19 protein-coding genes and 1 pseudogene are annotated in these 23,762 nt (G+C 69.6%); 17 read left to right on the plus strand and 3 right to left on the minus strand.

Annotation, left to right across the window (positions count from 1 at the left end):
• The first annotated feature begins 27 nt into the window (after positions 1-27).
• On the plus strand, positions 28-1,980 hold the full coding sequence (locus QQA12_RS02870; protein WP_226050698.1) for a M1 family metallopeptidase: 1,953 nt from the start codon (positions 28-30) through the stop codon (positions 1,978-1,980).
• Positions 1,981-2,213: 233 nt separating this feature from the next.
• On the opposite strand, the gene QQA12_RS02875 is transcribed toward QQA12_RS02870, so the two are convergent.
• Positions 2,214-3,527 (minus strand): acetamidase/formamidase family protein, encoded by a 1,314-nt coding sequence (locus tag QQA12_RS02875; protein WP_226050697.1) that lies wholly within the window; start codon positions 3,525-3,527, stop codon positions 2,214-2,216.
• Positions 3,528-3,856: 329 nt separating this feature from the next.
• Between QQA12_RS02875 and QQA12_RS02880 the strand changes: the two genes are divergently transcribed.
• From QQA12_RS02880 to QQA12_RS02890, 3 genes are read left to right on the plus strand one after another with little or no spacing between them, the layout of a single operon-like run.
• Positions 3,857-4,597, plus strand: coding sequence for a hypothetical protein (locus QQA12_RS02880; protein WP_056931785.1), 741 nt, complete (start codon positions 3,857-3,859; stop codon positions 4,595-4,597).
• A gap of 5 nt (positions 4,598-4,602) precedes the next feature.
• Positions 4,603-5,124, plus strand: a complete 522-nt coding sequence (locus tag QQA12_RS02885; RefSeq protein ID WP_226050696.1) for a hypothetical protein — start codon at positions 4,603-4,605, stop codon at positions 5,122-5,124.
• Positions 5,124-5,360, plus strand: coding sequence for a hypothetical protein (locus QQA12_RS02890; protein ID WP_054662880.1), 237 nt, complete (start codon positions 5,124-5,126; stop codon positions 5,358-5,360). The genes QQA12_RS02885 and QQA12_RS02890 overlap by 1 nt, the downstream gene beginning before the upstream one ends.
• Before the next feature lie 79 nt (positions 5,361-5,439).
• Here QQA12_RS02890 and QQA12_RS02895 read toward each other — a convergent pair whose 3' ends face one another.
• Positions 5,440-6,372 carry a carbohydrate kinase family protein gene (locus QQA12_RS02895; protein WP_054662883.1) on the minus strand — a complete coding sequence of 311 codons (933 nt, stop codon included), beginning with the start codon at positions 6,370-6,372 and terminating at the stop codon, positions 5,440-5,442.
• A 275-nt stretch (positions 6,373-6,647) separates the two neighbouring features.
• Here QQA12_RS02895 and QQA12_RS02900 point away from each other — a divergent pair, with 275 nt between their 5' ends.
• The 8 genes and pseudogenes from QQA12_RS02900 to QQA12_RS02935 all read left to right on the plus strand — a co-directional run bounded on the left by QQA12_RS02900 (position 6,648) and on the right by QQA12_RS02935 (position 16,580).
• Positions 6,648-7,694 (plus strand): rod shape-determining protein, encoded by a 1,047-nt coding sequence (locus tag QQA12_RS02900; RefSeq protein WP_054662886.1) that lies wholly within the window; start codon positions 6,648-6,650, stop codon positions 7,692-7,694.
• Positions 7,695-7,820: 126 nt separating this feature from the next.
• Positions 7,821-8,882, plus strand: coding sequence for a rod shape-determining protein MreC (mreC, locus tag QQA12_RS02905; protein WP_226050695.1), 1,062 nt, complete (start codon positions 7,821-7,823; stop codon positions 8,880-8,882).
• Positions 8,879-9,364: a rod shape-determining protein MreD gene (mreD, locus tag QQA12_RS02910; protein WP_054662893.1), complete on the plus strand. Its 486-nt coding sequence runs from the start codon at positions 8,879-8,881 to the stop codon at positions 9,362-9,364. The genes mreC and mreD overlap by 4 nt, the downstream gene beginning before the upstream one ends.
• A gap of 3 nt (positions 9,365-9,367) precedes the next feature.
• Positions 9,368-11,206: pseudogene (gene mrdA / locus QQA12_RS02915) on the plus strand (penicillin-binding protein 2); the annotation flags it as partial.
• A gap of 164 nt (positions 11,207-11,370) precedes the next feature.
• On the plus strand, positions 11,371-12,501 hold the full coding sequence (gene rodA, locus QQA12_RS02920) for a rod shape-determining protein RodA (protein WP_226050693.1): 1,131 nt from the start codon (positions 11,371-11,373) through the stop codon (positions 12,499-12,501).
• Between the two features lie 410 nt (positions 12,502-12,911).
• Entirely contained in the window at positions 12,912-14,048 is a 1,137-nt protein-coding gene (gene mltB / locus QQA12_RS02925; RefSeq protein ID WP_054662902.1) for a lytic murein transglycosylase B, read from the plus strand.
• The gene (locus tag QQA12_RS02930) at positions 14,045-15,256 is read left to right on the plus strand and encodes a septal ring lytic transglycosylase RlpA family protein (RefSeq protein WP_226050692.1); all 1,212 of its coding nucleotides are present in this window, start codon (positions 14,045-14,047) and stop codon (positions 15,254-15,256) included. The genes mltB and QQA12_RS02930 overlap by 4 nt, the downstream gene beginning before the upstream one ends.
• 118 nt (positions 15,257-15,374) lie before the next feature.
• Positions 15,375-16,580, plus strand: a complete 1,206-nt coding sequence (locus tag QQA12_RS02935) for a D-alanyl-D-alanine carboxypeptidase family protein (RefSeq protein ID WP_054662908.1) — start codon at positions 15,375-15,377, stop codon at positions 16,578-16,580.
• Positions 16,581-16,652: 72 nt separating this feature from the next.
• Here QQA12_RS02935 and QQA12_RS02940 read toward each other — a convergent pair whose 3' ends face one another.
• Positions 16,653-17,711 (minus strand): lipid A deacylase LpxR family protein, encoded by a 1,059-nt coding sequence (locus tag QQA12_RS02940; RefSeq protein WP_056931792.1) that lies wholly within the window; start codon positions 17,709-17,711, stop codon positions 16,653-16,655.
• Positions 17,712-17,991: 280 nt separating this feature from the next.
• Between QQA12_RS02940 and QQA12_RS02945 the strand changes: the two genes are divergently transcribed.
• The 5 genes from QQA12_RS02945 to QQA12_RS02965 all read left to right on the plus strand — a co-directional run bounded on the left by QQA12_RS02945 (position 17,992) and on the right by QQA12_RS02965 (position 23,672).
• Entirely contained in the window at positions 17,992-18,969 is a 978-nt protein-coding gene (locus QQA12_RS02945) for a CsgG/HfaB family protein (RefSeq protein ID WP_225546681.1), read from the plus strand.
• Between the two features lie 146 nt (positions 18,970-19,115).
• A complete protein-coding gene (locus QQA12_RS02950) occupies positions 19,116-19,394 on the plus strand; it encodes a DUF493 family protein (protein WP_054668581.1) in 279 nt (92 codons plus the stop codon).
• Positions 19,382-20,086 (plus strand): lipoyl(octanoyl) transferase LipB, encoded by a 705-nt coding sequence (lipB, locus tag QQA12_RS02955; RefSeq protein WP_056931793.1) that lies wholly within the window; start codon positions 19,382-19,384, stop codon positions 20,084-20,086. Before QQA12_RS02950 ends, lipB begins: the two co-directional genes overlap by 13 nt.
• 15 nt (positions 20,087-20,101) lie before the next feature.
• Entirely contained in the window at positions 20,102-21,109 is a 1,008-nt protein-coding gene (gene lipA / locus QQA12_RS02960) for a lipoyl synthase (RefSeq protein ID WP_054662920.1), read from the plus strand.
• 388 nt (positions 21,110-21,497) lie between these two features.
• A complete protein-coding gene (locus tag QQA12_RS02965; RefSeq protein WP_226050691.1) occupies positions 21,498-23,672 on the plus strand; it encodes a carboxy terminal-processing peptidase in 2,175 nt (724 codons plus the stop codon).
• Positions 23,673-23,762: the final 90 nt, after the last annotated feature.

Consider the following 23,762-nt stretch of genomic DNA (forward strand, 5'->3'; position numbering starts at 1 on the left):
CCACTCCTTCGCTGCAAAGGTAATCCCATGCGTTCACCCTTCCTGATGCTGCCCCTGGCCGTCGCGCTCGCCGCCGGCTGCGCCAAGGACCCCGCCGCCCCCGTCGCCGCCCCCGTCGCCGAGAAGCCCGCCGCCGCCGTGAACACCGTCAGCCGCAGCCACGATGAAAGCTCCTACGCCGAGCCGGACAAGGTCGTCATCAAGGACCTGGCGCTGGACCTGAAGGTCGACTTCGAGCAGAAGCAGATCGGCGGCACCGCCACCTATGCGCTGGAGTGGAAGGACAAGGCCGCCAGGCAGCTGGTGCTGGACACCCGCGAACTGACCATCGCCAAGGTCGAGGCGCTGGCTGCCGATGGCGCCGCCACCGCGCTGCAGTTCGAGCTGGCGCCGGCGGACAAGGTGTTCGGCAGCAAGCTGACCATCCAGGCCCCGGAGCAGCCGGCCAGCGTGCGCATCACCTACCACACCGCACCGACCGCCTCGGGCCTGCAGTGGCTGGAACCGTCGATGACCGAGGGCAAGAAGCTGCCCTTCATGTTCAGCCAGTCGCAGGCCATCCACGCGCGCTCGTGGGTGCCGCTGCAGGACACCCCGAGCGTGCGCTTCACCTACAGCGCGCACGTGGCCAGCCGCCCGGACGTGATGGTGCTGATGAGCGCCGACAACGACCCCAAGGCCGCCCGCGACGGCGACTACACCTTCAAGATGCCGCAGCCGATCCCGTCCTACCTGCTGGCCATCGCCGCCGGCGACCTGGTGTTCGAGCCGATCTCGTCGCGTTCGGGCGTGTGGGCCGAGCCGGCCATGGTCAACAAGGCGGCCAAGGAGTTCGAGGACACCGAGAAGATGATCGGTGCCGCCGAGAAGCTGTACGGCGAATACCGCTGGGGCCGCTACGACATGCTGGTGCTGCCGCCGTCGTTCCCGTTCGGCGGCATGGAGAACCCGCGCCTGACCTTCGCCACCCCGACCGTGATCGTCGGCGACAAGTCGCTGGTCTCGCTGGTCGCCCATGAGCTGGCGCACAGCTGGTCGGGCAACCTGGTGACCAACGCCAGCTGGAAGGACATCTGGCTCAACGAAGGCTTCACCACCTACGTGCAGGCGCGCATCACCGAAGCGCTGTACGGCCAGGAGGCGGCCGAGATGGAGCGCGAGATCGACCAGACCGACCTGCTCAACGAAGTGAAGGACATGAGCCCGGCCGACCAGGCGCTGGCGCTGCCGCCGCTGAACGAGCGTGACCCGGACGACGCGCTGAGCCAGGTGGCCTACGTCAAGGGCGCGTGGTTCCTGCAGTTCCTGGAGCAGCGCTTCGGCCGCGAGGTGTTCGATCCGTTCCTGCGCGGCTGGTTCGATGACCATGCCTTCCAGAGCGCCAACACCGACCAGTTCGTCGAGTACCTGAAGAAGAACCTGCTGCCGAAGAACCCGACCGCGGTAAGCGATGCCGAACTGCACGCGTGGCTGGAGGAGCCGGGCATCCCGTCGTTCGCGCCGAAGGCCCGTTCGCGCGGCTTTGCCGTGGTCGACACCGCGCGCATCGCCTGGTTGGGCAGCGAGCAGCTGCCGAGCAACCAGGTGACCAGCCAGTGGACCACCCAGGAATGGGTGCGCTTCATCGACGGCCTGGGCAAGACCGTGCCGGTGGCCAAGCTCGAACAGCTGGACAAGGGCTACCACTTCACCGGCACCCCGAACGGCGAGATCGCCATGCGCTGGTATCCGCTGGCCATCCGCAGCGGCTACACCCAGGCCCAGCCGGCCGCCGGCGAGTTCATCCAGAAGGTCGGTCGCCGCAAGCTGATCCTGCCGATCTACGCCGAGCTGCTGAAGACCCCGGAAGGCCTGGCCTTCGCCAAGGAGGTATTCGCCAAGGCCAAGCCGGGCTATCACCCGATCACCACCGCGTCGGTGGCCGACATGATCGCCAAGGCCGAGGCCGCGCCGAAGCCGGACGCAGCGCCGAAGCAGTAATCAGCCCGATCGCGCTTCACCCGGACGGCGAGCTTCGGCTCGCCGTCCGTGTTTCCATCCCCGCGAATGCCAAGGGGCGTGCCGCCCGGACCCGTGCGGCGCACCCGGGACAGGCCGTTGGCCGGGCAGGGGACGGGCACGTAGCAGCACGCGGGCGCCTTTGGATGGCGCGCCCAATGCGCGGTGCTTGCCGGGCGTTGCGCATGCCGGGGCTCGACCCCGGCCACGGCCGGTCAGTCGCCCGCTTTTCCCGCGGCAACCGGCAGACTCTTCAGCACCGATTTGTCGATCTTCGCCGCTACGCCAACGCTGCGGCCAGCAAGATTGACCACGCTGTACTGCGCTGCCACCCCGAGTACCTGGGTGGCCTGCGACATATCCAGGCCGTAGGCCTGGCGCAGCCACTGCAGCATCCCCGATGTCGCCAGGCGCAGCGCATCGTCGCTGGAGCCGGCCTGCCCCAGCGTCATGATCTGGGTAGGTGATTCCACCCGCGGAGTGGCAATGGGGTGGTTCTTGATCAGCTCAACCTTCAGCACCACATCCAGCGAGGTTTCCAGCGCCCATTGGCTGGTTTCGCCATCGCCCTGCAGGGCATGCCCATCGCCCAGATAGAGCAGCGCCCCGGGTTGCTGCACTTGCAGGTAAACCGTGTTTCCCTGGACCACGGCGTTGAAATCCATGTTGCCGCCGAAGTCGCCGGTGTCGCCGGTGGAAAAGGGGGGGTAGCCGAAACCGGGTGCGACGGCGAGACCGCCGAGCATCGGCTTGACCGGGATTTCGAAGTTTCTCAACCCGCCGCTGGCGCCTTGCGGCCGCGCCACGCCGCGCACGCGATCCAGTTCCCAGCGAACCGGGTTGCCCAGCTTGGATGTTTCCGTGGCGATGCGAGGGGTCTTCAAACGCCCGACGATGCCGTCGAGGCTGTCGGCGTAATCGCGGTTGAGTCCGAGCGATTGGAGTGTGATCGCCAGCGTATCGCCCGGTTCAGCCCCGGCTACGAAGAAGGGGCCGACCTGTGGGTTGCCGAACAATGCGCGGGTGATGCCGTTCTCGTCGACGCCACCGGAATCCAGGGTGCGGGTCTGCACCGAATCGCCCGGCCAGATCACCAGTACCGCAGCACGATCGGCATCGAACGTGTTGGAATAATCGGTTGGCGTGAACGCGTGCAGGCGTGGCCCAGCGTCCGCCCGCGTCGGTACCCGCCACGCACTGAAGGAGTGCGCCGCACGCGCGCTGCGGTTGTTGGTATCGGGCTCGTCGCTGCGGCCCTGCATGTGGTTTCCCTCGATGCGGCCGTTGTAGTGATGGGGCTGGCCGTCGCTGTCGGTCGCGGTGAACTGCAGCTGCGCACCCTCCAGGCGGCCGGTTATCGGGTCCCCGCCCAGTGTTCCGCTGACACGCGCGCCCTGCACGTCCAGGTTCAAGGTCTGTTGGGCGGTGTTGCCCCACAGATCGGTCGTCAGGATCCATTGGTCGGCGGCGAGGGCGCCGAACGGGAATGCGGACAACAACAGCGAGGACCATTTCAGTGGGGTACGCACGTGTCGTGTGCCCGTGAGGCGCCCGGGGGCATGTTGGCGGAGTCTACGAAGGGGTATGCCGCTGCCGCAGTGTCAAACGTAACGGGATGGGCTGCCGGTGCATGGGTCGCAGGGCGGGGACGATTGGAGCGGCAAACCCGCTGCCGGCGTCGAGTACGGCGTGGCGTGGCGCTGGCCACGCCGGAGATGCGGGAGTGGCTGGCATGCACGCGCCGGTGCCACCCGCGGCATTGGGGGTGGGCGGCGCGGGAATGACGGAGCACCACGCGGGTGTTTAAAGTGGACGCCATCGCGCGGCATCGCCGCGCCTGTCCACGCGGAGTCGCTCGATGAAACCCCTGATCCTTGGCGCCCTGTGCGTCCTCGCCCTGGCCGCCTGCAGCAACCCGGAGGCCGAGCGCCAGCAGCAGGAGGCCGCCGCCGCCCAGGAACGTGCCCGGCGCGAGGCCGATGCCGACGGCATCGCCAGGCTCTACGACGCGGCGGTGACCGCCAGCGAGTGGGAGAAGGCGCGTGTCCACGGCGCCGCGCTGCTCGACCAGTTTCCCGGATCGGCTGCCGCCAGCCGCATCGAGCCGGGCTTCGCCGAGGTCAAGGAAAAGGCCGAGGCTGCGCGCGAACTGCGCCGCATGCAGGGCCTGTGGAGCTACAACCAGGTGGCCGTCGGCAGCAAGGGCGTGCAGCGCTCGGCGATGATCCAGGGCAAGGAGCGGGTCGATGTCGACGGCACCGGCCCCAAGGTGGTGCAGCTGGTGTTCCGCGATCATCCGGAATGGAAGCGCCACGCCTACCTGGTGCTGCAGACCGGCGATTTCGCCAAGGCGTGCTATGCCAGCTGCCAGGTCACGGTGACGGTGGACGACCAGGCGCCGCGGCGGATGGCCGCGTACCGCCCCGACACCGACGAGGCCATCGCCATGTTCATCACCGACAACCGTGGCCTGTGGCGGCTGGCGGGCAAGGCCCGGGTGGTGCGCATCGAGTTCCCGGTGAAGGCCGGCGGCACCCGCACCGCGGTCTTCGAGACCGGCGGGCTGGATGGCAGCCAGATGCCCGCGGGCTGGGATTGAGCGGCATGGACAGGCACGCCGGCTCCATGCCGCGGCGCCGCGCTGCGCCGCGCGCGTACTGGCCATGCGCGCTGGTCGCGCTGCTGTGGCTGCCCCCGCCGCCGGCGCTCGCCTGCGGCAGCCTGCCCGCCGACGCGCAGCGCCGGCTCGTGGCCGGGGACCTGCAACGGCAACAGGCGTTGGCCGCCATGCTTGCCACCCGGGCCGACGCCATCGTGATCGCCGACGTCGTGGCGGTCGCACCGGACGATGCCCGGGTGCATGTGCGCCAGTGGATCAAGGGGGCAGGGGATGCGGCGCTGCAGGTGGCGCCGGCGAACCGGCTCGATGCCATCGGCTGCCTGCCGTCGGCGGAATTCGGCAATGTCGCGCTGCGGCCCGGGGAGCATTACCTGCTCTATCTGGCCGGCGGCAGCGTGCTGCGTGCCGGCAATCTGCGGCGCGGGTCGCGGGAACTCACCCTGGGCCAGGAACTGGCGCGGGTGCGCGGGTCGATGGTGGCGCCGGCAACGACGGAGGTGCGGTGATGGATCTGGTGATCGTGATCGTGGTCAGCGTGCTGGCCATCGCCCTGCACGTGGTGCTGTACCTGCTGTTCCGGCGCTGGATGGACCGTGACCTGGCGCTGTCGCTGGCCGGCGATGACGAGGACAAGCGGCGCTACATGCTCGATTGCCTGCAGCGCGCCAGGGACGACGGCGTGCGCCGGCGCGAGCTGCCGGCTTGGCTGGAGCGCGAGGCGGCGCGCTACGCGCCGCGCTAATGGGCCGTGGCGCGGTCCGCAGACGCAAACGAAAACGGCGCCCTGCGGCGCCGTCTGCATGTGTCCCGGGCGCGCAGGATCAGAGCGCGTAGCCGAACTGCTGCTTGAACTGCTCGTTGAACTCGTCGAAGTCGAAGCGCTGGTTCTGGGTGCCCGGGTGTTCGACCTTCAGCGCGCCCATCAGGTTGCCCATGCGGCCGATGGTCAGCCAGTCGTAGCCCTTCTGGATGCCGAAGATCAGGCCTGCGCGGAACGCGTCGCCGCAGCCGGTCGGGTCGACCACGCGGCGTTCGTGCGCCGGCGGGATGTCGTAGCTCTTTTCCGGGGTGTGGATCACCGCGCCCTTGGGGCCGCGGGTGGTGATGTAGGCCTTGACCCGGCCGACGATCTCCTTCTCGTTCCAGCCGGTGCGCTCCTGCAGCAGGTTGGACTCGTAGTCGTTGACCACCACGTAGTCGGCCTGTTCGATGAAGGTGCGCAGCTCCGGGCCGTTGAACAGCGGCATGGCCTGGCCCGGGTCGAAGATGAACGGCACGCCCATCTCCTTGAACTCGATGGCGTTCTGGATCATGCCCTCGCGGCCGTCGGGGCCGACCAGGCCCAGGGTCACGCCCGGCACGTCCTTCACGTGGTTCTCGTAGGACCGCATCATCGCGCCCGGGTGGAAGGCGGTGATCTGGTTGTTGTCGTGGTCGGTGGTGATGAACGCCTGCGGGGTGAACAGCTCCTCGATCACCCGCACCCGGGTCAGGTCGATGCCCAGCGCGTCGAAGTGCTCGCGGTACGGGCCGAAGTCCGAGCCCACCGTGCCCATCGGGATCGGGTCGCCGCCGAGCAGGTGCAGGTTGTAGGCGATGTTGCCGGCGCAGCCGCCGAATTCGCGGCGCATGCGCGGCACCAGGAAGGACACGTTCAGGATGTGCACCTTGTCCGGCAGGATGTGGTTCTTGAACTGGTCCGGGAACACCATGATGGTGTCGAAGGCAAGGGAACCACAGATCAGAGCGGACATCGCGAACGGGCCTATACGGGTAATGGGGTGCCGCCGCCATGCGGGCGCAGGCGGGGTGGCGCGGGCGCGCGCCAAAGTGCATAAGGGTACCGGCTGCGGCGGCGCGCGACCAGAACCACGTGTCGCCGGGGCGCCCGGGCAAGGGCCTCAAAACCCCCTGCGGGCATGGATTTTCCTTGCCCGTGCCGGGGTGGGTTGATAGGCTAGCCAACCTCGTTTTCTGCCCATTTTTTCGCCATCCGGCGTGGGCGCGCGCCCTCAGGATCACTCCCCAGATGTTCAAGAAGCTCCGCGGCATGTTCTCCAATGACCTGTCCATCGACCTGGGCACGGCCAACACCCTCATCTACGTGCGCGGGCAGGGGATCGTGCTGAACGAGCCGTCGGTCGTGGCCGTGCGCCAGGACCGCGCCATCGGCGGTACCCGCTCGGTGGCCGCAGTCGGCGCCGAGGCCAAGCAGATGCTCGGCCGTACCCCGGGGCACATCACCACCATCCGCCCGATGAAGGACGGCGTCATCGCCGACTTCACCTACACCGAGGCGATGCTCAAGCACTTCATCAAGAAGGTGCACAAGTCGCGCGTGCTGCGCCCGAGCCCGCGCGTGCTGGTGTGCGTGCCGGCCGGTTCGACCCAGGTCGAGCGCCGCGCCATCAAGGAATCGGCCGAGGAGGCCGGCGCCCGCGACGTGTACCTGATCGAGGAGCCGATGGCGGCGGCCATCGGCGCCGGCATGCCGGTCACCGAGGCGCGCGGCTCGATGGTCATCGACATCGGCGGCGGCACCACCGAGGTGGCGGTGATCTCGCTCAACGGCATCGTCTATTCAGCCTCGGTCCGCATCGGCGGCGACCGCTTCGACGAGTCGATCACCAACTACGTGCGCCGCAACCACGGCATGCTGATCGGCGAAGCCACCGCCGAGCGCATCAAGGTGGAACTGGGCTGCGCCTACCCGCAGGCCGAGGTGCAGGAGATGGAAATCTCCGGCCGCAACCTCGCCGAGGGCGTGCCGAAGATGATCAAGATCAGCTCCAACGAGGTGCTCGAGGCCCTGCACGAGCCGCTGTCGGGGATCGTCTCGGCGGTCAAGCTGGCACTGGAGCAGACCCCGCCGGAACTGTGCGCCGACGTCGCCGAGCGCGGCATCGTGCTGACCGGCGGTGGTGCCCTGCTGCGCGACCTGGACCGGTTGATCTCCGAGGAAACCGGCCTGCACGTGCAGGTGGCCGACGACCCGCTGACCTGCGTGGCGCGTGGCGGTGGCCGCGCGCTGGAGCTGGTCGACATGCACGGCAACGAGTTCTTTGCGCCGGAATAAGCCGCACCGGCCCGCTACCGCGCCCGCGCCTCTGCGGCGCGGTGCCCGTGGCGCGCAGGCGCCGGGCATCGCACCGCCGGGGCGTCGTCGCATCCTTCTCCCGTATTTTTCCAGCTGAAGTCCGTCGTGCCGCCCTATGCCGGTCCACCCGTAGCCTCCCGACAGGGCGACGCCAGCAGCACCCTGCGGCTGCTGGCCTACCTGGCCCTGGCGATCACCCTGATCGTGCTGGACGACCAGGGCGGCTGGCTGTCGCGCCTGCGCACGCAGGCCGCCGTGGCGGTGCAGCCGGTGTGGGCGCTGGCGGGCCTGCCCGGGCGCCTGGGCGCTTCGGTACGCGACAACGCCGCCAGCCACAACCAGCTGGTCGCCGAGAACCGTGAGCTGCGCAACCAGCTGCTGCTGGCCAACGCGCGCCTGACCCGCCTGCAGACCGCGGCGCTGGACAATGCCCAGCTGCGCGAGCTGCTGAACGTGGCCGAGCGCAGCGGACTGGACGTGCAGCTGGCGCCGATCCTGGATATCGACCTGGACCCGGTGAAGCAGCGCCTGGTGCTGGATGCCGGCAGCCGCGAAGGCGTGCGCATCGGCCAGGCGGTGATCGATGCCGGCGGGCTGATGGGGCAGGTGATCGCGGTGACGCCGCTGCATTCGACCGTGCTGCTGCTGACCGACCCCGACCATGCGGTGCCGGTGACGGTGGCGCGCAACGGCGTGCGCCTGATCGCCTACGGCCGCGGCGACCGCGTCGAACTGCGCGACATCCCGCTCAGCGCCGGGGTGGAAGTGGGCGACGAGATCGTCACCTCCGGGCTCGGTGGACGCTTCCCGGCCGGCTTCCCGGTGGGCCGGATCCTGCAGCTGCGGCCGGACGATACCCATGCCTTCCTGGTCGGCGAGCTGGAGCCGGCGGCCAAGCTGGACCGTGGCCGCGACGTGCTGCTGTTGCGCTCGGTGCCGCAGATCCCGCGCATGCCGGTGACCACCGGCCTGGAGCCGCCGGCCGGCGACACCGCGCCGGGTCCGCGTCCGGCGCCGGGCAACGAGGCGCCGCGGGGCATTGCGCCAGCGACGCCGGCCGATGCGGCCACCGCACCGGCAACCCCGCCGGCGCCCGTACCCACACCGGCCGCCACCGCGTCCCCGGCCACCGACGTGCCGGCGGCGCCGGCAGGAGACCGCCGATGAGCCGCCTGCGCAGCCGCGGCTGGGTATTGCCGGCCAGCATCGCCCTGGCCCTGTTGCTGGGGCTGGTGCCGCTGCCGGACCTGCTGCAGCCGATCCGCCCGTACTGGCTGGCGCTGGTGCTGGGCTACTGGGTGATCGAAACCCCCGAGCGGGTCGGGCTGGGCTTCGCCTTCTGCATCGGCCTGCTGGCCGACCTGCTGTACGGCGGGATCCTCGGCGAGCAGGCGCTGCGGCTGGTGGTGTTCGCCTTCATCCTGCAGCGCTTCCGTGCCCGCATCCGCTTCTTCCCGTTGTCGCAGCAGGCGCTGGCGATCGGCGGGCTGCTGCTCAACGACCGCATCATCAGCGCCGCCGTGCGCCTGTTCACCGCCGAGCCGCTGCTGCCGTGGAGCTACTGGTGGGCGCCGCTGCCGGGCATGCTGCTGTGGCTGCCGATCTACGTGCTGCTGGACGCCGCGCGGCTGGGCAAGCGCGGGCACTGAGCCATGTACGGGCGGCGCCAGCACAAGAACCCGCAGGCCGAGGCCGAGCAGTTCCGGCGCCGTGCGGCGGTCGGCTTCCTCGGCGTGCTGCTGGGGCTCGGCGTGCTTGCCGGCTGGTACTTCAAGCTGCAGGTGCTCGACCACGACGTCTACGCCACCCGCTCGGAAGCCAACCGCATCAAGGCGCGGCCGGTGGTGCCAGGGCGAGGCTTGATCTATGACCGCAAGGGCCGCCTGCTGGCGGAGAACGTGCCGGCGTTCCGCCTGGACGTGACCCCCAACAAGGTCCAGGACATGGCCGCCACCCTGGACGGGCTGCGGGCGATCTTCTCGCTGAGCGACGAGGACATCGAGCGTTTCAACCAGTCGCGCAAGGCCCGGCGCAGCTTCATCCCGGTGACGCTGAAACTGCGCGTCAGCGACGAGGAGATGGCGCGCTTCGCGGTGGACCGCTGGCGCTACCCGGGCGTGGAGCTGGAACCCTACCTGACCCGTCGCTACCCCTACGGCGACCTGCTCGCGCATGTCATCGGCTACGTCGGCCGGGTCGACGACAAGGACCTGCAGGAGCTGGGCGAGGGCAATGCGGCGCTGACCCATATCGGCAAGTCCGGGCTGGAGCGTTATTACGAGGACCAGCTGCGCGGCAAGGTCGGCTACGAGCGGGTGGAGACCAACGTGCAGGGCCGGGCGATCCGCACGCTTGGCCGCGTGCCGGCGCAGTCGGGCGCGGACCTGCGCCTGTCGATCGACGTCGACCTGCAGCAGGCGATGGTGACCGCGTTCGGCGAGCAGGAAGGGTCGGCGGTGGCGATCGACCCGCGTACCGGCGAGATCCTGGCCATGGTCAGCCTGCCGTCGTACGACCCCAACCTGTTCGTCAACGGTATTTCGCACGCCGATTTCAAGCGCCTCAACGAGAACCCCTCGCGGCCGCAGTTCAACCGCCTGGTGCTGGGCGGCGTGGCGCCGGGCTCCACGGTCAAGCCGTTCCTCGGCCTGGCCGGGCTGGACAGCGGGCTGCGCCGGCCCGAGGACAAGATCCTCTCGCGCGGCATGTTCTACCTGCCGGGCGTGAGCCGCGGCTGGGGCGACGCCAATCGCGGCGGCCATGGCTGGACCGACCTGCGCAAGTCGATCTCGCAGTCGGTGAACACGTACTACTACCAGCTCGGTACCGACATGGGCGTGGAGCGTTACGACCAGTACATGGGCGGCCGCTACGGCTTCGGCCAGCCCACCGGCATCGATCTGGCCGGCGAGATCGGCGGCATCCTGCCGTCGCCGGCGGCCAAGGCCCGGCTGCGCAATGAGCGCTGGTATCCGGGCGACATGGTCAACGCCAGCATCGGCCAGGGCCTGTGGAAAGTGACCCCGCTGCAGCTGGTGCGCGGGGTCGGCGGATTGGCCTCCGGGCAGTTGCGCAGGCCGCACCTGGTGGTCGAGCAGAAGGTGGGCTTCGACCACGACTGGGCGCCGCTGCCGCAGCCCGAGTCCAGGCCGATCAGTCCCAACCCGGCCAATCTGCAGGCCGTGCGCGAAGGCATGATGGGCACCATGCAGCCCGGTGGCAGCGGCTGGCGGGTGGCGGCCGGCGCGCCATACCTGATGGCCGGCAAGACCGGTACCGCGCAGGTGGTCAGCCGCAAGGGCACCGCCGCGGTGAATCCGAAGAACCTGCCGATGCACCTGCGCCACCGCGCGCTGTTCATCGGTTTCGCCCCGGCCGAGGATCCACGGATCGCCATCGCGGTCGCGGTCGAGGGCGGTGGCTACGGCGGCGCGGCGGCGGCGCCGATCGCGCGCAAGGTGTTCGATGCGTGGCTGCTCGGGGTGATGCCCGAGGTGCAGCAGGCTGCCGATGCCGGTGGCGTGGTCGAAGGTGCGGCCAACGCCGGTTCCGCCGTGTCCGCTCCCGCGGCAGCGCCGCCGGGCGAGCCGCTCCCGACACCGGTACCGTCGCCGTCGCCGGCATCGTCGCCGGAACCGGTACAGGAGGAACGCCGATGAGGGACTTCCTGCGCTGGCTGCTGGAAATGGCGCAGCGCCTTACCCGCGGCCTGGACTGGCCGTTGCTGCTGGCGCTGTGCGCGCTGATGGGCATGGGCCTGGCGGTGCTGGACAGCGCCGGGGGCAGCGGCCTGGTGATGGCCCAGGGCGCACGTTTCGCGGTGGGCCTGGTGGCGATGTGGGCGATCGCGCGGGTACCGGTGCTGCGCATCCGGGCCTGGACGCCGATGATCTATGCGTTGTCGATGCTGCCGTTGCTGGCGGTGTTCGTGCTGGGCACCGGCAAGTACGGCCGCCAGTGGCTGGACCTGAAACTGTTTTACCTGCAGCCGGCCGAACTGCTCAAGGTGAGCATGCCGATGATGGTGGCGTGGTACCTGCACCGGATGCCGTTGCCGCCGCGGATACCGGTGGTGCTGGTCGCTTGCGTGATCATCGGCGTGCCCACCGCACTGGTGATGCTGCAGCCGGACCTGGGCACCGCCATGCTGATCGCCGCCAGCGGCGTGTTCGTGCTGTACCTGGCGGGGATGCCATGGTGGTGGTTCATCACCGCCGGCACGGTCGGCGGCAGCGCCCTGGCGGTGGTCCTGTTCGCGCCGATCTCGTGGTTCTCGTTCCTGCGGCCCTACCAGCAGGATCGCATCCTGACCTTCCGCGATCCGGACAACGACCCGCTGGGCGCGGGCTGGAACATCATCCAGTCCAAGATCGCCATCGGCTCGGGTGGGCTGACCGGCAAGGGCTGGGGGCTGGGCTCGCAGTCGCACCTGAACTTCATTCCCGAGCAGACCACCGACTTCGCGTTCTCGGTGCTGAGCGAGGAATTCGGCTGGCTGGGCGTGGCGTTCGTGATCGCGCTGTACATCTTCATCATCGGCCGCTGCCTGTGGATCGCGGCGCAGTCGCGCGATGGCTATTCGCGCCTGGTTGCCGGCGCCGTGGGCCTGTCCTTCTTCGTGTACGCGCTGGTCAACGGCGGCATGATTTCGGGCCTGCTGCCGGTGGTGGGCGTGCCGATGCCGCTGATCAGCTATGGCGGCACCGCCGCGGTGTCGCTGTTGGCCGGGTTCGGCCTGGTGATGGCCGCGCGCAGCTACAACCCGGTGCATGGCGGCCACGGCTGAGCCGGCGGCAGGCGCGACCTCCATTCCGGGGAGGTTGATCAGGATCAAACACCGGGTTTCACAAAAGCGTCACAATGGCGCCCGCCACAGGACGCGTCGCGCCGTGGCGGCTGGCCTGCAGACCTGCTGGACGGCTAGGCCGGGATCCGCAGGCCGGGCGTGGGGAGACGCCCGGCTTGTGTCTCAATCCGGTCCGGGCACCGGCTGTACCCGCGGGGATGGGGGTGCAGCCGGTGCCCAGATTTTTTCCGGCCCCGGCGCGGGGCGCTTGCGGACGCTGCGCATTCAGTTTTTAGGCCGTTGCAGCGCGGGGGCGTGTTTTCCCGCGCGGCCATTCCTGGCACTTCAATCTCTTTGCGATTCATGGTGTTATTGATGGAAATTCATCAATGACCTGTTAATCTCGGCTGATGATTCGACGTGTTCTGGTCTGCTGTCTCACCCTGGGCATGGTCGCCTGCGCGACCCAGCCCCAGGCGCCTGCTCCCGCTCCTCACCCGACGGGCAAACCGATAGGCACGGGCGGTACGCCGGCCGAAGCCGCCCCCGAGCGCAAGCCCGATCTGCCGCCGGTGGACCTCACCCCGGTGCCGTTCGAGACCGCGCGCGCCAATTTCGTGCGCGATACCGCCGCCCGCTATCGCCTGGACCCGGCCTACATCGAGTCGGTGCTGGCACAGGCGCAGATCCGCGAACCGATCATCGCCGCCATGGCGCGCCCGGCCGAACGGGTCAAGCCGTGGAACGAGTACCGGCCGATGTTCATCAGCCAGGCGCGCATCGATGGCGGACGCAGGTTCCTGGCCACGCACCGCGACGCCCTGCAGCGCGTGCAGGAGCGCAGCGGCGTGCCGGCCGAGGTGATCGTGGCGATCATCGGTGTGGAGACCAGCTATGGCGCCAACACCGGCAGCCACCGCGTGCTCGATGCGCTGTACACGCTGGCCTTCAAGTACCCGCGCAGCGGCGACCCGGAAAAGCTCGAGCGCGAGGTGCGCCGCGAACTGTTCTTCCGCGACGAACTGGCCAAGCTGTTCGAACTGGCCGCGCAGGAGAAGCTGGATATCACCGCGCTCAAGGGCAGCTATGCCGGCGCCATGGGTATGGGCCAGTTCATGCCGTCCAGCTACCTGGACTATGCCGTGGATGGCGACGGCGATGGCCGCCGCGACCTGTTCAACAGCCATGACGACGTGTTCGCGTCCATCGCCAATTACTTCGTGAAGAAGGGCGGCTGGGTGCGCGGTGGCACCGTCGCGGTGCCGGCCACACTCGATGCGGGCCGCGAGGAACTCAACCCCGTGGACTGGACGCCGACCCTGGGCATCGAGGCGCTGGCCGCGCGCGGCTACCACGCGGTCGTACCGGTGCGCGCGGCCGGCGCAACCGCCACCCCGATCACGCTGGAAGGCAGTGACGGCAAGCAGTACTGGCTGGGCTTCCAGAACTACTACGCGATCACCCGCTACAACCTTTCCAAGATGTATGCGATGGCCGTGTTCCAGCTGTCCCAGGCCATCGCCGGACAGGAGTTGCCTCCGGCATGAACAGCAAGTGGCTGGTCCCTGCGTTGATCGTTCTCGGGCTGGCTGCCTGCAGCAGCGCGCCACCGAAGTCCCGGTCCGCCGGCCATGGTGCTTCGTCCGGCAGCGTGGTGCAGGGCCAGGGCGGGCGTCCGTCGCACTGCCCCGAGGGCTCGCCCTATGCCAAGGCGCAGGAGGACCCGGCCACGCGCGGCAACTACCGTGCCGGCGGCCTGTATCGACCGGGCGTCAAGGACACCACCCCCGACTATGTGCCTGACGTGGCCTGCATCCCCGAGCCGCTGGTCAGCGACGAGCCGCGCTCGGCCGTCGGCAACCGCTCGCCGTACGTGGTGCTGGGCAAGGAATACCGGGTGATGGAGCGGGTCGACGATTACGTCGAACAGGGCACCGCCTCTTACTACGGCGCCAAGTTCCATGGGCGCCTGACCTCCAACCGCGAGGTCTATGACATGTACCAGTTCACCGCCGCGCACAAGACGCTGCCGCTGCCGAGCTTCGCCCGTGTCACCAATCTGGACAACGGCGAATCGGTGATCGTGCGGGTCAACGACCGTGGCCCGTTCCACGACGGCCGCGTGATCGACCTGAGCTATGCCGCTGCGGTGCGGCTGGGCATCACCCAGCGTGGCACCGGCCGGGTGGAGGTGCGCGGGTTGACCCCGGGCAGCGACAACCTGCTGGCCTCGCGGGAGACGCGTCGCCCGGCACGCGGGCGCGCCGCCACACCGGCGGCAGGTACCGCCGCCGCGCCGCCGCCCAGTCGCATGGACCAGCTGGTGCAGGCGTTGCCGGCCACGCCCGGTACGGCGCGGACGCCGCGGCCGGCCGAAGTCCACGCCGCCGGTCCGGCGGCACAGGCGGTGGCCGTGCAGGCATTGCCGGCTGCCCCTGGTCCGTCGCCGGCGCCGGCGACGCTGCCCGGCGCCGTCGCGCCGGTGGCCGCCGCCCCGGCACCCGATGCCGCGGCCCGCGCGCTGGGCGCGATCCTGCTGCAGGTGGCGAGCTTTTCCAGTCGCGACAACGCCTCCCGCGCGCTGGGGCAACTGAGTGCGGCCGGCATCGCCGGTGCCACGCTCAGCGACGTGGTCAGCGGCGGACGCACGCTGTGGCGCCTGCGCGTGCCGGCCGACGACGTGGCCAAGGCGGCGGAACTTGCCGGCCGCATCGCCGGTCTGGGTTTCGGCAGGCCACAGATCGTCCGCGATTGACCGCGATACGGCATGGAAGCCACGCCGATTGGGCGCTGATGCCGGTGCGATGCCGCCGCCACGCCCTACAATGACCGCCTGTTTTTCCATTCCTTGTCCCGACAGGAACCGCTTTCCGATGAAATTCCGCTTTGCCGCCGCCGCCATGGCCACGACGTTCGCCATCGGCCTGGCCTCCGCCCAGACGCCCACTCCGGCCCCGGCTCCGGCCGCCGCCCCTGCCTCCGCCCAGGTGGCGATCCCGCCCGCACCGGCGCCGTCCACCTCCACCGCGTGGGTGCTGATGGACTACGCCTCCGGGCAGGTGCTGGCCGGCGAGAACATCCACATGCCGCTGCCGCCGGCCAGCATCACCAAGGTGATGACCTCCTACGTGCTGGCCGCCGAGACCCGCAACGGCAAGATCAAGCCCGACGACCAGGTGATGATGAGCGAGCGCGCCTGGCGCGAGGGCGGCGCCGGTACCGATGGCAGCTACAGCGGGTTCCCGGTCAACCAGACCGCGCGCCTGGAGGACATGGAAAAGGGCATGGCGATCCAGTCGGGCAACGACGCCGCCATCGCCCTGGCCGAGCACGCCGCCGGCAGCCAGGAGGCCTTTGCCGCGTTGATGAACAACTATGCCGCCAAGATCGGCATGAAGGACTCGCACTTCGTCAACGCCCACGGCCTGACCGCCGAGGGCCACCAGTCCAGCGCCTACGACCTGGCGCTGCTGGGCCGCGCCTTCGTGCGCGATTACCCGGAAACCTATGCCTACAACAAGATCAAGGAATTCACCGTAGGCAACATCACCCAGCCCAACCGCAACCTGCTGCTGTGGCGCGACGCGAGCGTGGACGGCATCAAGACCGGGCATACCTCGGCGGCCGGCTACTGCCTGCTGAGCTCGGCCCAGCGCGGCGACCAGCGCCTGATCGCGGTGCTGATGGGCGGGGCGTCGGAGAAGCAGCGTGCCGACGACAGCCTGGCCCTGCTGAACTGGGGCTTCCGTTTCTTCGAGACCCACCGCCTGTACGAGACCGGCAAGGCCGTGACCACCCAGCACGTGTGGAAGGGTGCCGCCGACGAGGTGCAGCTGGGCGTGGCGCAGCCGCTGCTGGTCAGCGTGCCGCGCGGCCGCTACGCCGACCTCAAGCCCAGCATGGACGTGCCCAAGCAGCTCGTCGCGCCGATCGCCGCCGGCCAGCAGATCGGCACGGTGAAGGTGACGCTGGATGGCAAGGTGGTCGCCGAGTCGCCGCTGGTGGCGGTGCAGGCGGTGGAAGAAGGGGGCTTCTTCAAGCGCCTGTGGGACGCCTTCATGATGTGGTGGAAGTCCTGATCTGCCCATGAAAAAAGCCGGCGCAAGCCGGCTTTTTCAATGGGCGCTGGCGGCCGCTGCCGGCCTGCGTGATCACAGCGTGCGGCTGATGGTGAAGCTGCCGAACACCGGGCGCTGCTTCTGTCCCTCGAATTCGCGGCTGCGGTGGTAGCGGGCCAGCGCGAACTTCCACTTGCCGCGGGTGAGCGCCACGCCATAGCCGATGTCGCCGACCAGTGCGCGCCTGTCCACGCGGTGGCTGCCGCGGAAGGTGTTGCCGTCCAGGGTGATGTCGCGCAGCACCCAGCGCGCATCGGCGGTCGCGAACAGGTGCCCCGACCAGCCGGACAGCCGGCCGCCGCGGGTCGGCGCGGTGTTCTCGCCGGCCGGGCGCAGCGGCGAGCTGCCGAAATCGTCGGGCAACTGCCAACCGAAGCGGACTTCACCGCCGGCGTTGCCGTAGGTCGCCAGGTTGCCGAGGGCGCCACCCCAGTGGCTGATCGCGTCCCAGCCCCAGCCGGCGTCGTTGTTCGCCGGCCAGCGCCGCATCCGTTCATGCAGCAGCCGCAGCACCGGCTCGTCGTGCAGCTGGTTCTTCCAGCCCATGAACTTCTCGTCGTCCAGCACGCCGTGCACGGCGTCCTGTACCTGCTTGCCCTGCGCCGACGGACCGACCATGCCCACTGCCAGCTGGGTGGTGCGCAGGCGGTCGCCGGTGCGCGCGTTGTAGCCGAAGTTGACCAGCAGCACCCCGGCATAGGGACGGTCGTCGCCGATCAGGTCGGTGCGGGTGCTGTCGGTCGGGGTGAACAACCCCTGGCCGACGCTGAAGATCATGTTCTGCTGCTCGAAACCGCCCGGCTGCAGCCGTTCCAGGTGGCGGTTGATCCAGCGCGCCGGCGCCGGCAGGCAGGGGTCGTCGGTGTAGTCGGCCAGGTTCGGCGAGACCAGGGTCAGCATCGCGCCGTTGGTATAGCCCTGGTCCTGGTGGGCGCCGCCGAACAGGTCGTTGTCCACGCGGAAATTGACCGCGGGCGGGTGGTCGCGCAGGGCGCTGCCGCTGCAGGTATCGGGCTGCGCGGCCGCGGCGCATGCGGGGCTGCCGGCGAGCGCCAGTGCCAGCGCCAGGGGCAGCCGGAGGCGGGTGTCCATGCACTCGGATCCGGGTCGTGGGAGTGCGCGCAGCTTACCGGCGCGGCCCGTTCAGGCGCAGTGGCGGCCGCGGATCACATTGTTGCAGCGCCGCCGGCTGGCGCCGCGAACCGTGACGGGCGCAGGTTGGAAACCGTCATGGCCCTGCGGTAGCATCGCCGCCGACCACTCCGCGCTTGCCATACTGGCTGCCTGCAAGGACCAGGACCCTAGTCGCTGGGTTTTCAGACCAAAGGAACGCGCCCGCCACGCGGCGCAGGTTAACGGGGAATACAACACTATGCGTAATGTCTTTTCGCCGCTGATGGCGGCTGCCCTGACCGTCGGTGTCGCCGCGGTCGTGTCCAGCCAGCCGGCGCAGGCGTCGTTCAAGAACACCGGGACCCAGGCCCAGGAGCAGCGCAAGCAGGCTGCCGCCCAGATTCCGGTGTGCCAGCGTCCGATCGGCACGATTTCGGTGATCGAGCCGGAAGACGCCACCAACTGGTGGACCGGCCAGCAGCTGCCGGCGCCATCGCGGCTGATCAAGGTGTTCGTCAGCCGCTCGCGCTGCTTCACCCTGGTGGACCGCGGCGCCGGCATGGCCGCCGGCCAGTTCGAGCGTGAGCTGGCCGCCAGCGGCGACCTGCGCGGCCGTTCCAACGTCGGCAAGGGCCAGATCAAGGCTGCCGACTACGTGATGATCCCCGACCTGGTGTCGCAGAACAGCGACGCCGGCGGCAATGCCATCGGCGGCCTGCTGGGCGGCCTGATCGGCGGCAAGGCCGGCGCGATCGTCGGTGGCCTGAATTTCCGCAGCAAGACCGCCGACGTGGTGCTGACCGTGACCGACGTGCGCTCCTCCGAGCAGGTGGCGATCTCCGAGGGCTCGGCGCGCAAGAGCGACATCGGCTTCGGCGCCGGCGGCGGCCTGTTCGGCGGCAGCGGCTTCGGTGCCGCCGGCGTCGGTGGCTACGCCAACACCGAAATCGGCCAGGTCATCACCATGGCCTACCTGCAGGCCTACACCGACATCGTCGCCCAGCTCGGCGGCCTGCCGGAGAACGCCTCGGCGGCCAACGCCCAGCAGGCGGTGACGGTGACCCGTCCGGGGCGCCTGCTGGCCAACGCCAAGGGCACCGGCGCGCCGGTGCGTTCGCTGGACGCGGGCATGATGCTGTACCCGACCGGCAACAAGGAAGGCGTGATGTGGGAAGTCGAGGATGAACTGGGCAACAAGGGCTGGGTCTCCTCGACCCTGCTGGAGCTGTCCAAGTAAGGGCGGCGCGCCCGCACCGGTGCCGGCGTCCGCCCGGCGCCGGCCGCGCGGCGACAACGCAGCTTTCCATGGAAGGGCCGCCCGCAGCGGCCCTTCCGCGTTCCCGGACCTTGGGTTTGCCGGCGCGCGCCCCGATAATGGCGGGCATGGAAATCAAGTCCGACAACCCCGAACACGGCTTCCAGTTTCCCGGCACCTTCGAGTTGAGCGCCATGGGCGCTGCCAACATCGGGCTGGAGCATGAACTGCCGCAGCTGCTGCTGCAGGCCGGTCTGGATGTGCTCAGCGAGCGCATCAGCTGGAAGCACTCGTCCAACGGCAAGTACGTGTCCGTGCGCATCGCCTTCAAGGCCGACAGCCGCGAGCAGTACGACGCCGCGCACGCGGCCCTGCGCAACCATCCGGAAGTGAAGTGGACGCTGTAGGCGCCTGCGCGGCCGCGGCGGTGGGCGCTGGCAAGGTCCGCGCGGCGACGCTGCGCGACCTCGGCCGCCAGGCCTATGCACCGGTCTGGCACGCGATGCAGCGTTTCACCGACGCCCGCGACGACGCCACCACCGACGAGCTGTGGGTGGTCGAGCACGATCCGGTGTTCACCCTGGGCCAGGCCGGCAAGGACGAGCACGTGCTGGCGCCGGGCGACATCCCGGTGCTGCACGTGGACCGCGGCGGCCAGGTGACCTACCACGGCCCCGGCCAGATCGTGGTCTATCCGCTGCTGGACCTGCGCCGGCTGGGCATCGGCGTGCGCGACTACGTGTGCCGCATCGAGCAGGCGATCATCGATACCCTGGACGAGTGGAACATCGTCGCCGAACGCCTGGAGGGCGCGCCGGGGGTGTATGTCGGCGGCGCCAAGATCGCCGCGCTCGGCATCCGCGTGCGCCGCGGCTGCAGTTTCCACGGGCTGGCTTTCAACGTCAGCCTTGACCTGGAGCCCTTCCATCGCATCAATCCCTGCGGTTACGCCGGGATGCAGGTGACCTCGGTGCTAGACTTGGGCGGTCCTTCGGGCATCGCGGCGGTCAAGCCGGTGCTGCTGTCCCATCTGGCCCGGCAGTTCGGGCTGGACCTGCGCGACGATCCCGGACTGCCCGACCTGACCATGCGGCCCTGACGCCGCCGGAACGCCATGAACGAATCCACCAGCCGCTCCATCCCCCTGCAGGTCCTGCAGGGCGACACCCCGTCCGCGCCGCTGCAGGCCGGCGCCAAACAGCTCGGTGGCGACAAGATCAACCGTTCGCCGGTGCAGTTCGCCGATGCCCCGGTGCTGCGCAAGCCGTCGTGGATCCGCGTGCGCATCCCGTCCGGCAACGCCGTCCAGCAGCTCAAGGCCAAGCTGCGCGAGAACCGGCTGGTGACGGTGTGCGAGGAGGCCAGCTGCCCGAACATCCACGAGTGCTTCGGCCACGGCACCGCCACGTTCATGATCCTCGGCGAGGTCTGCACCCGCCGCTGCTCGTTCTGCGACGTCGCCCACGGCCGGCCCAAGCCGCCGGACGCCGCCGAGCCGCTGCACCTGGCGCAGACGGTCAAGGACATGGGCCTGAAGTACGTGGTGGTCACCAGCGTGGACCGCGACGACCTGCGCGATGGCGGCGCCGGCCATTTCGTCGATTGCATCAGCGCCATCCGCGAGTTCAGTCCGGGTACCCGGATCGAGATCCTGACCCCGGACTTCCGTGGCAAGGGACGCATGGAGCGCGCGCTGGAGATCCTTGCGGCCAATCCGCCGGACGTGTTCAACCACAACATCGAGACCGTGCCGGACCTGTACCGCAACGTGCGCCCGGGCGCGGACTACCAGTGGTCGCTGACCCTGCTGCAGAAGTTCAAGGCGCAGCATCCGGGCGTGCCCACCAAGTCCGGCATCATGCTCGGCCTGGGCGAAACCCTGGAGCAGGTGCAGGCCACGCTGCGCGACCTACGCGCGCACGACGTGGAAATGGTCACCATCGGCCAGTACCTGCAGCCGACCCCGCACCACCACCCGGTGCTGCGCTACTGGACGCCGGACGAGTACAAGGCGCTGGAGGACTACGGCTACGCGCTGGGTTTCCACCACGTGGCGTCCGGGCCGATGGTGCGCTCGTCCTACCACGCCGACCGCCAGGCCGCCGGCGCCGGGGTCGGCTGACGCGCCTTCGCCGCACCCCGCGAGCCCGTGTCCGCGCCGCCTGCAGGGTGGCGCGGCGCAGTGCCGCCGCCACGGTGCACAGCGTTATGCCCGGCAGCGTGGCCCGGGCCTGCTTTTCCCGTTCTACCGCCCCGGCTGCCCTGGCCCGCGAGCCTCGCCCCGGCAGCCGGGCGATCGCCAGGCACCCCGGTTGCCCCGGCTGGAATGACCACCGCGCCCGTCGCCGGGCTGGCCGGCCCGGCGGGGCTCCGGCACGGTTCACGTTGCGCTACGGTCGGGCCGCTAGGCTGTGGGCGGTCCGGATGACAAGCGCTGCAACTTCCGGCACTGTCCCGTTGTCCGAGTCATCCGCAGTCTCATTCCACCGCCCGGTGCCACGAGTATTTTGATGAACTACCGAGTACCCGCTTTCCTGCTGGCTTTCGCGCTGACCGCGCCGGCCGCGCTGCTGGCGCGCGCCGACACCTCGGCGCTGCCGTCCACCGCGACGGTCGACCAGGCGACCACCTCCAAGCTGGTCTACGGGCTGCTGTCCGACAGCCGCTACGCCTACCGCCCGCGCCCGCTGGACGCGGCGACCTCGCAGGATGTGTTCAAGCGCTACCTGGAGTCGCTGGACAGTGGCAAGCAGTTCTTCACCCGGGACGACGTGGAGCGCTTCGCGCCGCTGGCCGAACGGACCGGCAACGCGATCCGCAGCGGCGAACTCGACCCGGCGTTCGAGGTGTTCGCGGTCTACCGCCAGCGCGTCGGCGAACGCGTGGCCCATGCGCGGCGGCTGCTGCGGCAGGAGCCGGATTTCACCACCAACGAGCGCTTCGACTACGACCGCAAGGACGTGCCGTGGGCGACCAGCGCCGAGCTGGACGAACTGTGGCGCAAGTCGGTGAAGAACGACTGGCTGCGGCTGCGGCTGGCCGGCAAGCCGGCCGCCGACATCCGCAAGACCCTGGACAAGCGTTACGCCACGCTGCTCAAGTCGGTCAACGAGGTGAAGGGGGAGGACGTGTTCTCCTTCTTCATGAACGCCTACACCCGCGCGGTCGATCCGCACACCGATTACTTCACCCCGCGCACGGCCGAGAACTTCAACCAGGCCATGTCGCTGTCGCTGGAAGGCATCGGCGCGCAGCTGCAGCGCCAGGACGACGTGGTGGTGATCCGCGAGATCATCGCCGGCGGCCCCGCCTCGGTGGACGGCACCCTCAAGCCGGGCGACCGCATCGTCGGTGTCGGCCAGGGCCGCTCGGGCCCGGTCGAGGACGTGATCGGCTGGCGCATCGACGACGTGGTGGCCAAGATCCGCGGCGCCAAGGACACCCAGGTGCGGCTGGAGTTCATCCCCGCCGCCGAAGGCCTGGACGGCAAGCACCGCATGGTGACCCTGACCCGGCAGAAGGTGCGCCTGGCCGAGCAGGCCGCCAAGGGCGAGACCATGTCCATTCCCGGCGCCGCCGGCGAGCCTGCGCGCCGCATCGGCATCGTCAAGCTGCCGACCTTCTACCAGGATTTCGAGGGCCGCCGCCGCAACGCCACCGACTATGCCTCGGCCACCCGCGACGTGGCGCGCCTGCTGGCCGGCTTCAAGGCCGACAAGCTCGACGGCGTGGTGCTGGACCTGCGCAACAACGGCGGCGGTTCGCTGGACGAGGCGATCGAACTGACCGGCCTGTTCATCGAACAGGGGCCGGTGGTGCAGGTGCGCGAATCCGGCGGCCGGGTCACCGTCAACAGCGACCGCAACCCGGCCGTGGCATGGGACGGGCCGCTGGCGGTACTGATCAACCGCGGTTCGGCCTCGGCCTCGGAGATCTTCGCCGGCGCCATCCAGGACTATGGCCGTGGCCTGGTGATCGGCGAGACCACCTTCGGCAAGGGCACCGTGCAGAACGTGGTGCCGCTGGACCGCTGGCCGGCCAGCGAGAAGGAACGCTTCGGCCAGGTCAAGCTGACCATCGCCCAGTTCTTCCGCGTCAGCGGCTCGTCCACCCAGCACAAGGGCGTGGTGCCCGACCTGGCATTCCCGGCCAGCGTCGATGCCAGCGAGTTCGGCGAGAGCACCTACGACAACGCGCTGCCCTGGACCCGCATCGCCGCGGTGCCGCACACCCAGTACGGCAACTTCGCGCCGATCCTGCCGAAGCTGGAGACGCGCCATGCCGCGCGCATCCGCGGCGACCGCGAGTTCAGGTGGTGGGAAGAGGACGTGCAGCAGTTCCGCAGCGAGGCGGCGAAGAAGTACGTATCGCTCAATGAGGCCGAGCGCCGCGCCGAACGCGACAAGCAGGACGCCCAGCGCAAGCAGCGCCAGGAAGTACGCAAGGAACTGGGCCTGCCGCTGGATCCGCTGGCCGACGACGGCAGCGACGACGGCCTGACCGGCAACGAGCGCGACATCGTCAAGGATGCCGCGCGCGAGAAGGCCGCCGAGAAGCGCCCCGATCCGCTGCTCAAGGAATCGGCGTCGATCCTGGCCGATGCGGTGAACCTGCTGGAGAAGGACCGGCCGCTGTCGGCGCAGGTGCTGCCGCAGTCCAGCGGCCCCGGCCGCTGGGCCGACTGAGCGCGGGCCGACAGCGTCCGCGCGTTCAATGCGCCGTCAGCGTGCCTGCACGCTGGCGGCGTTATGCTGATGGCCTTCCGGTATGTGGAG

This window comes from Stenotrophomonas sp. 17(2023) (assembly GCF_030345315.1).
GTDB lineage: Bacteria > Pseudomonadota > Gammaproteobacteria > Xanthomonadales > Xanthomonadaceae > Stenotrophomonas > Stenotrophomonas acidaminiphila.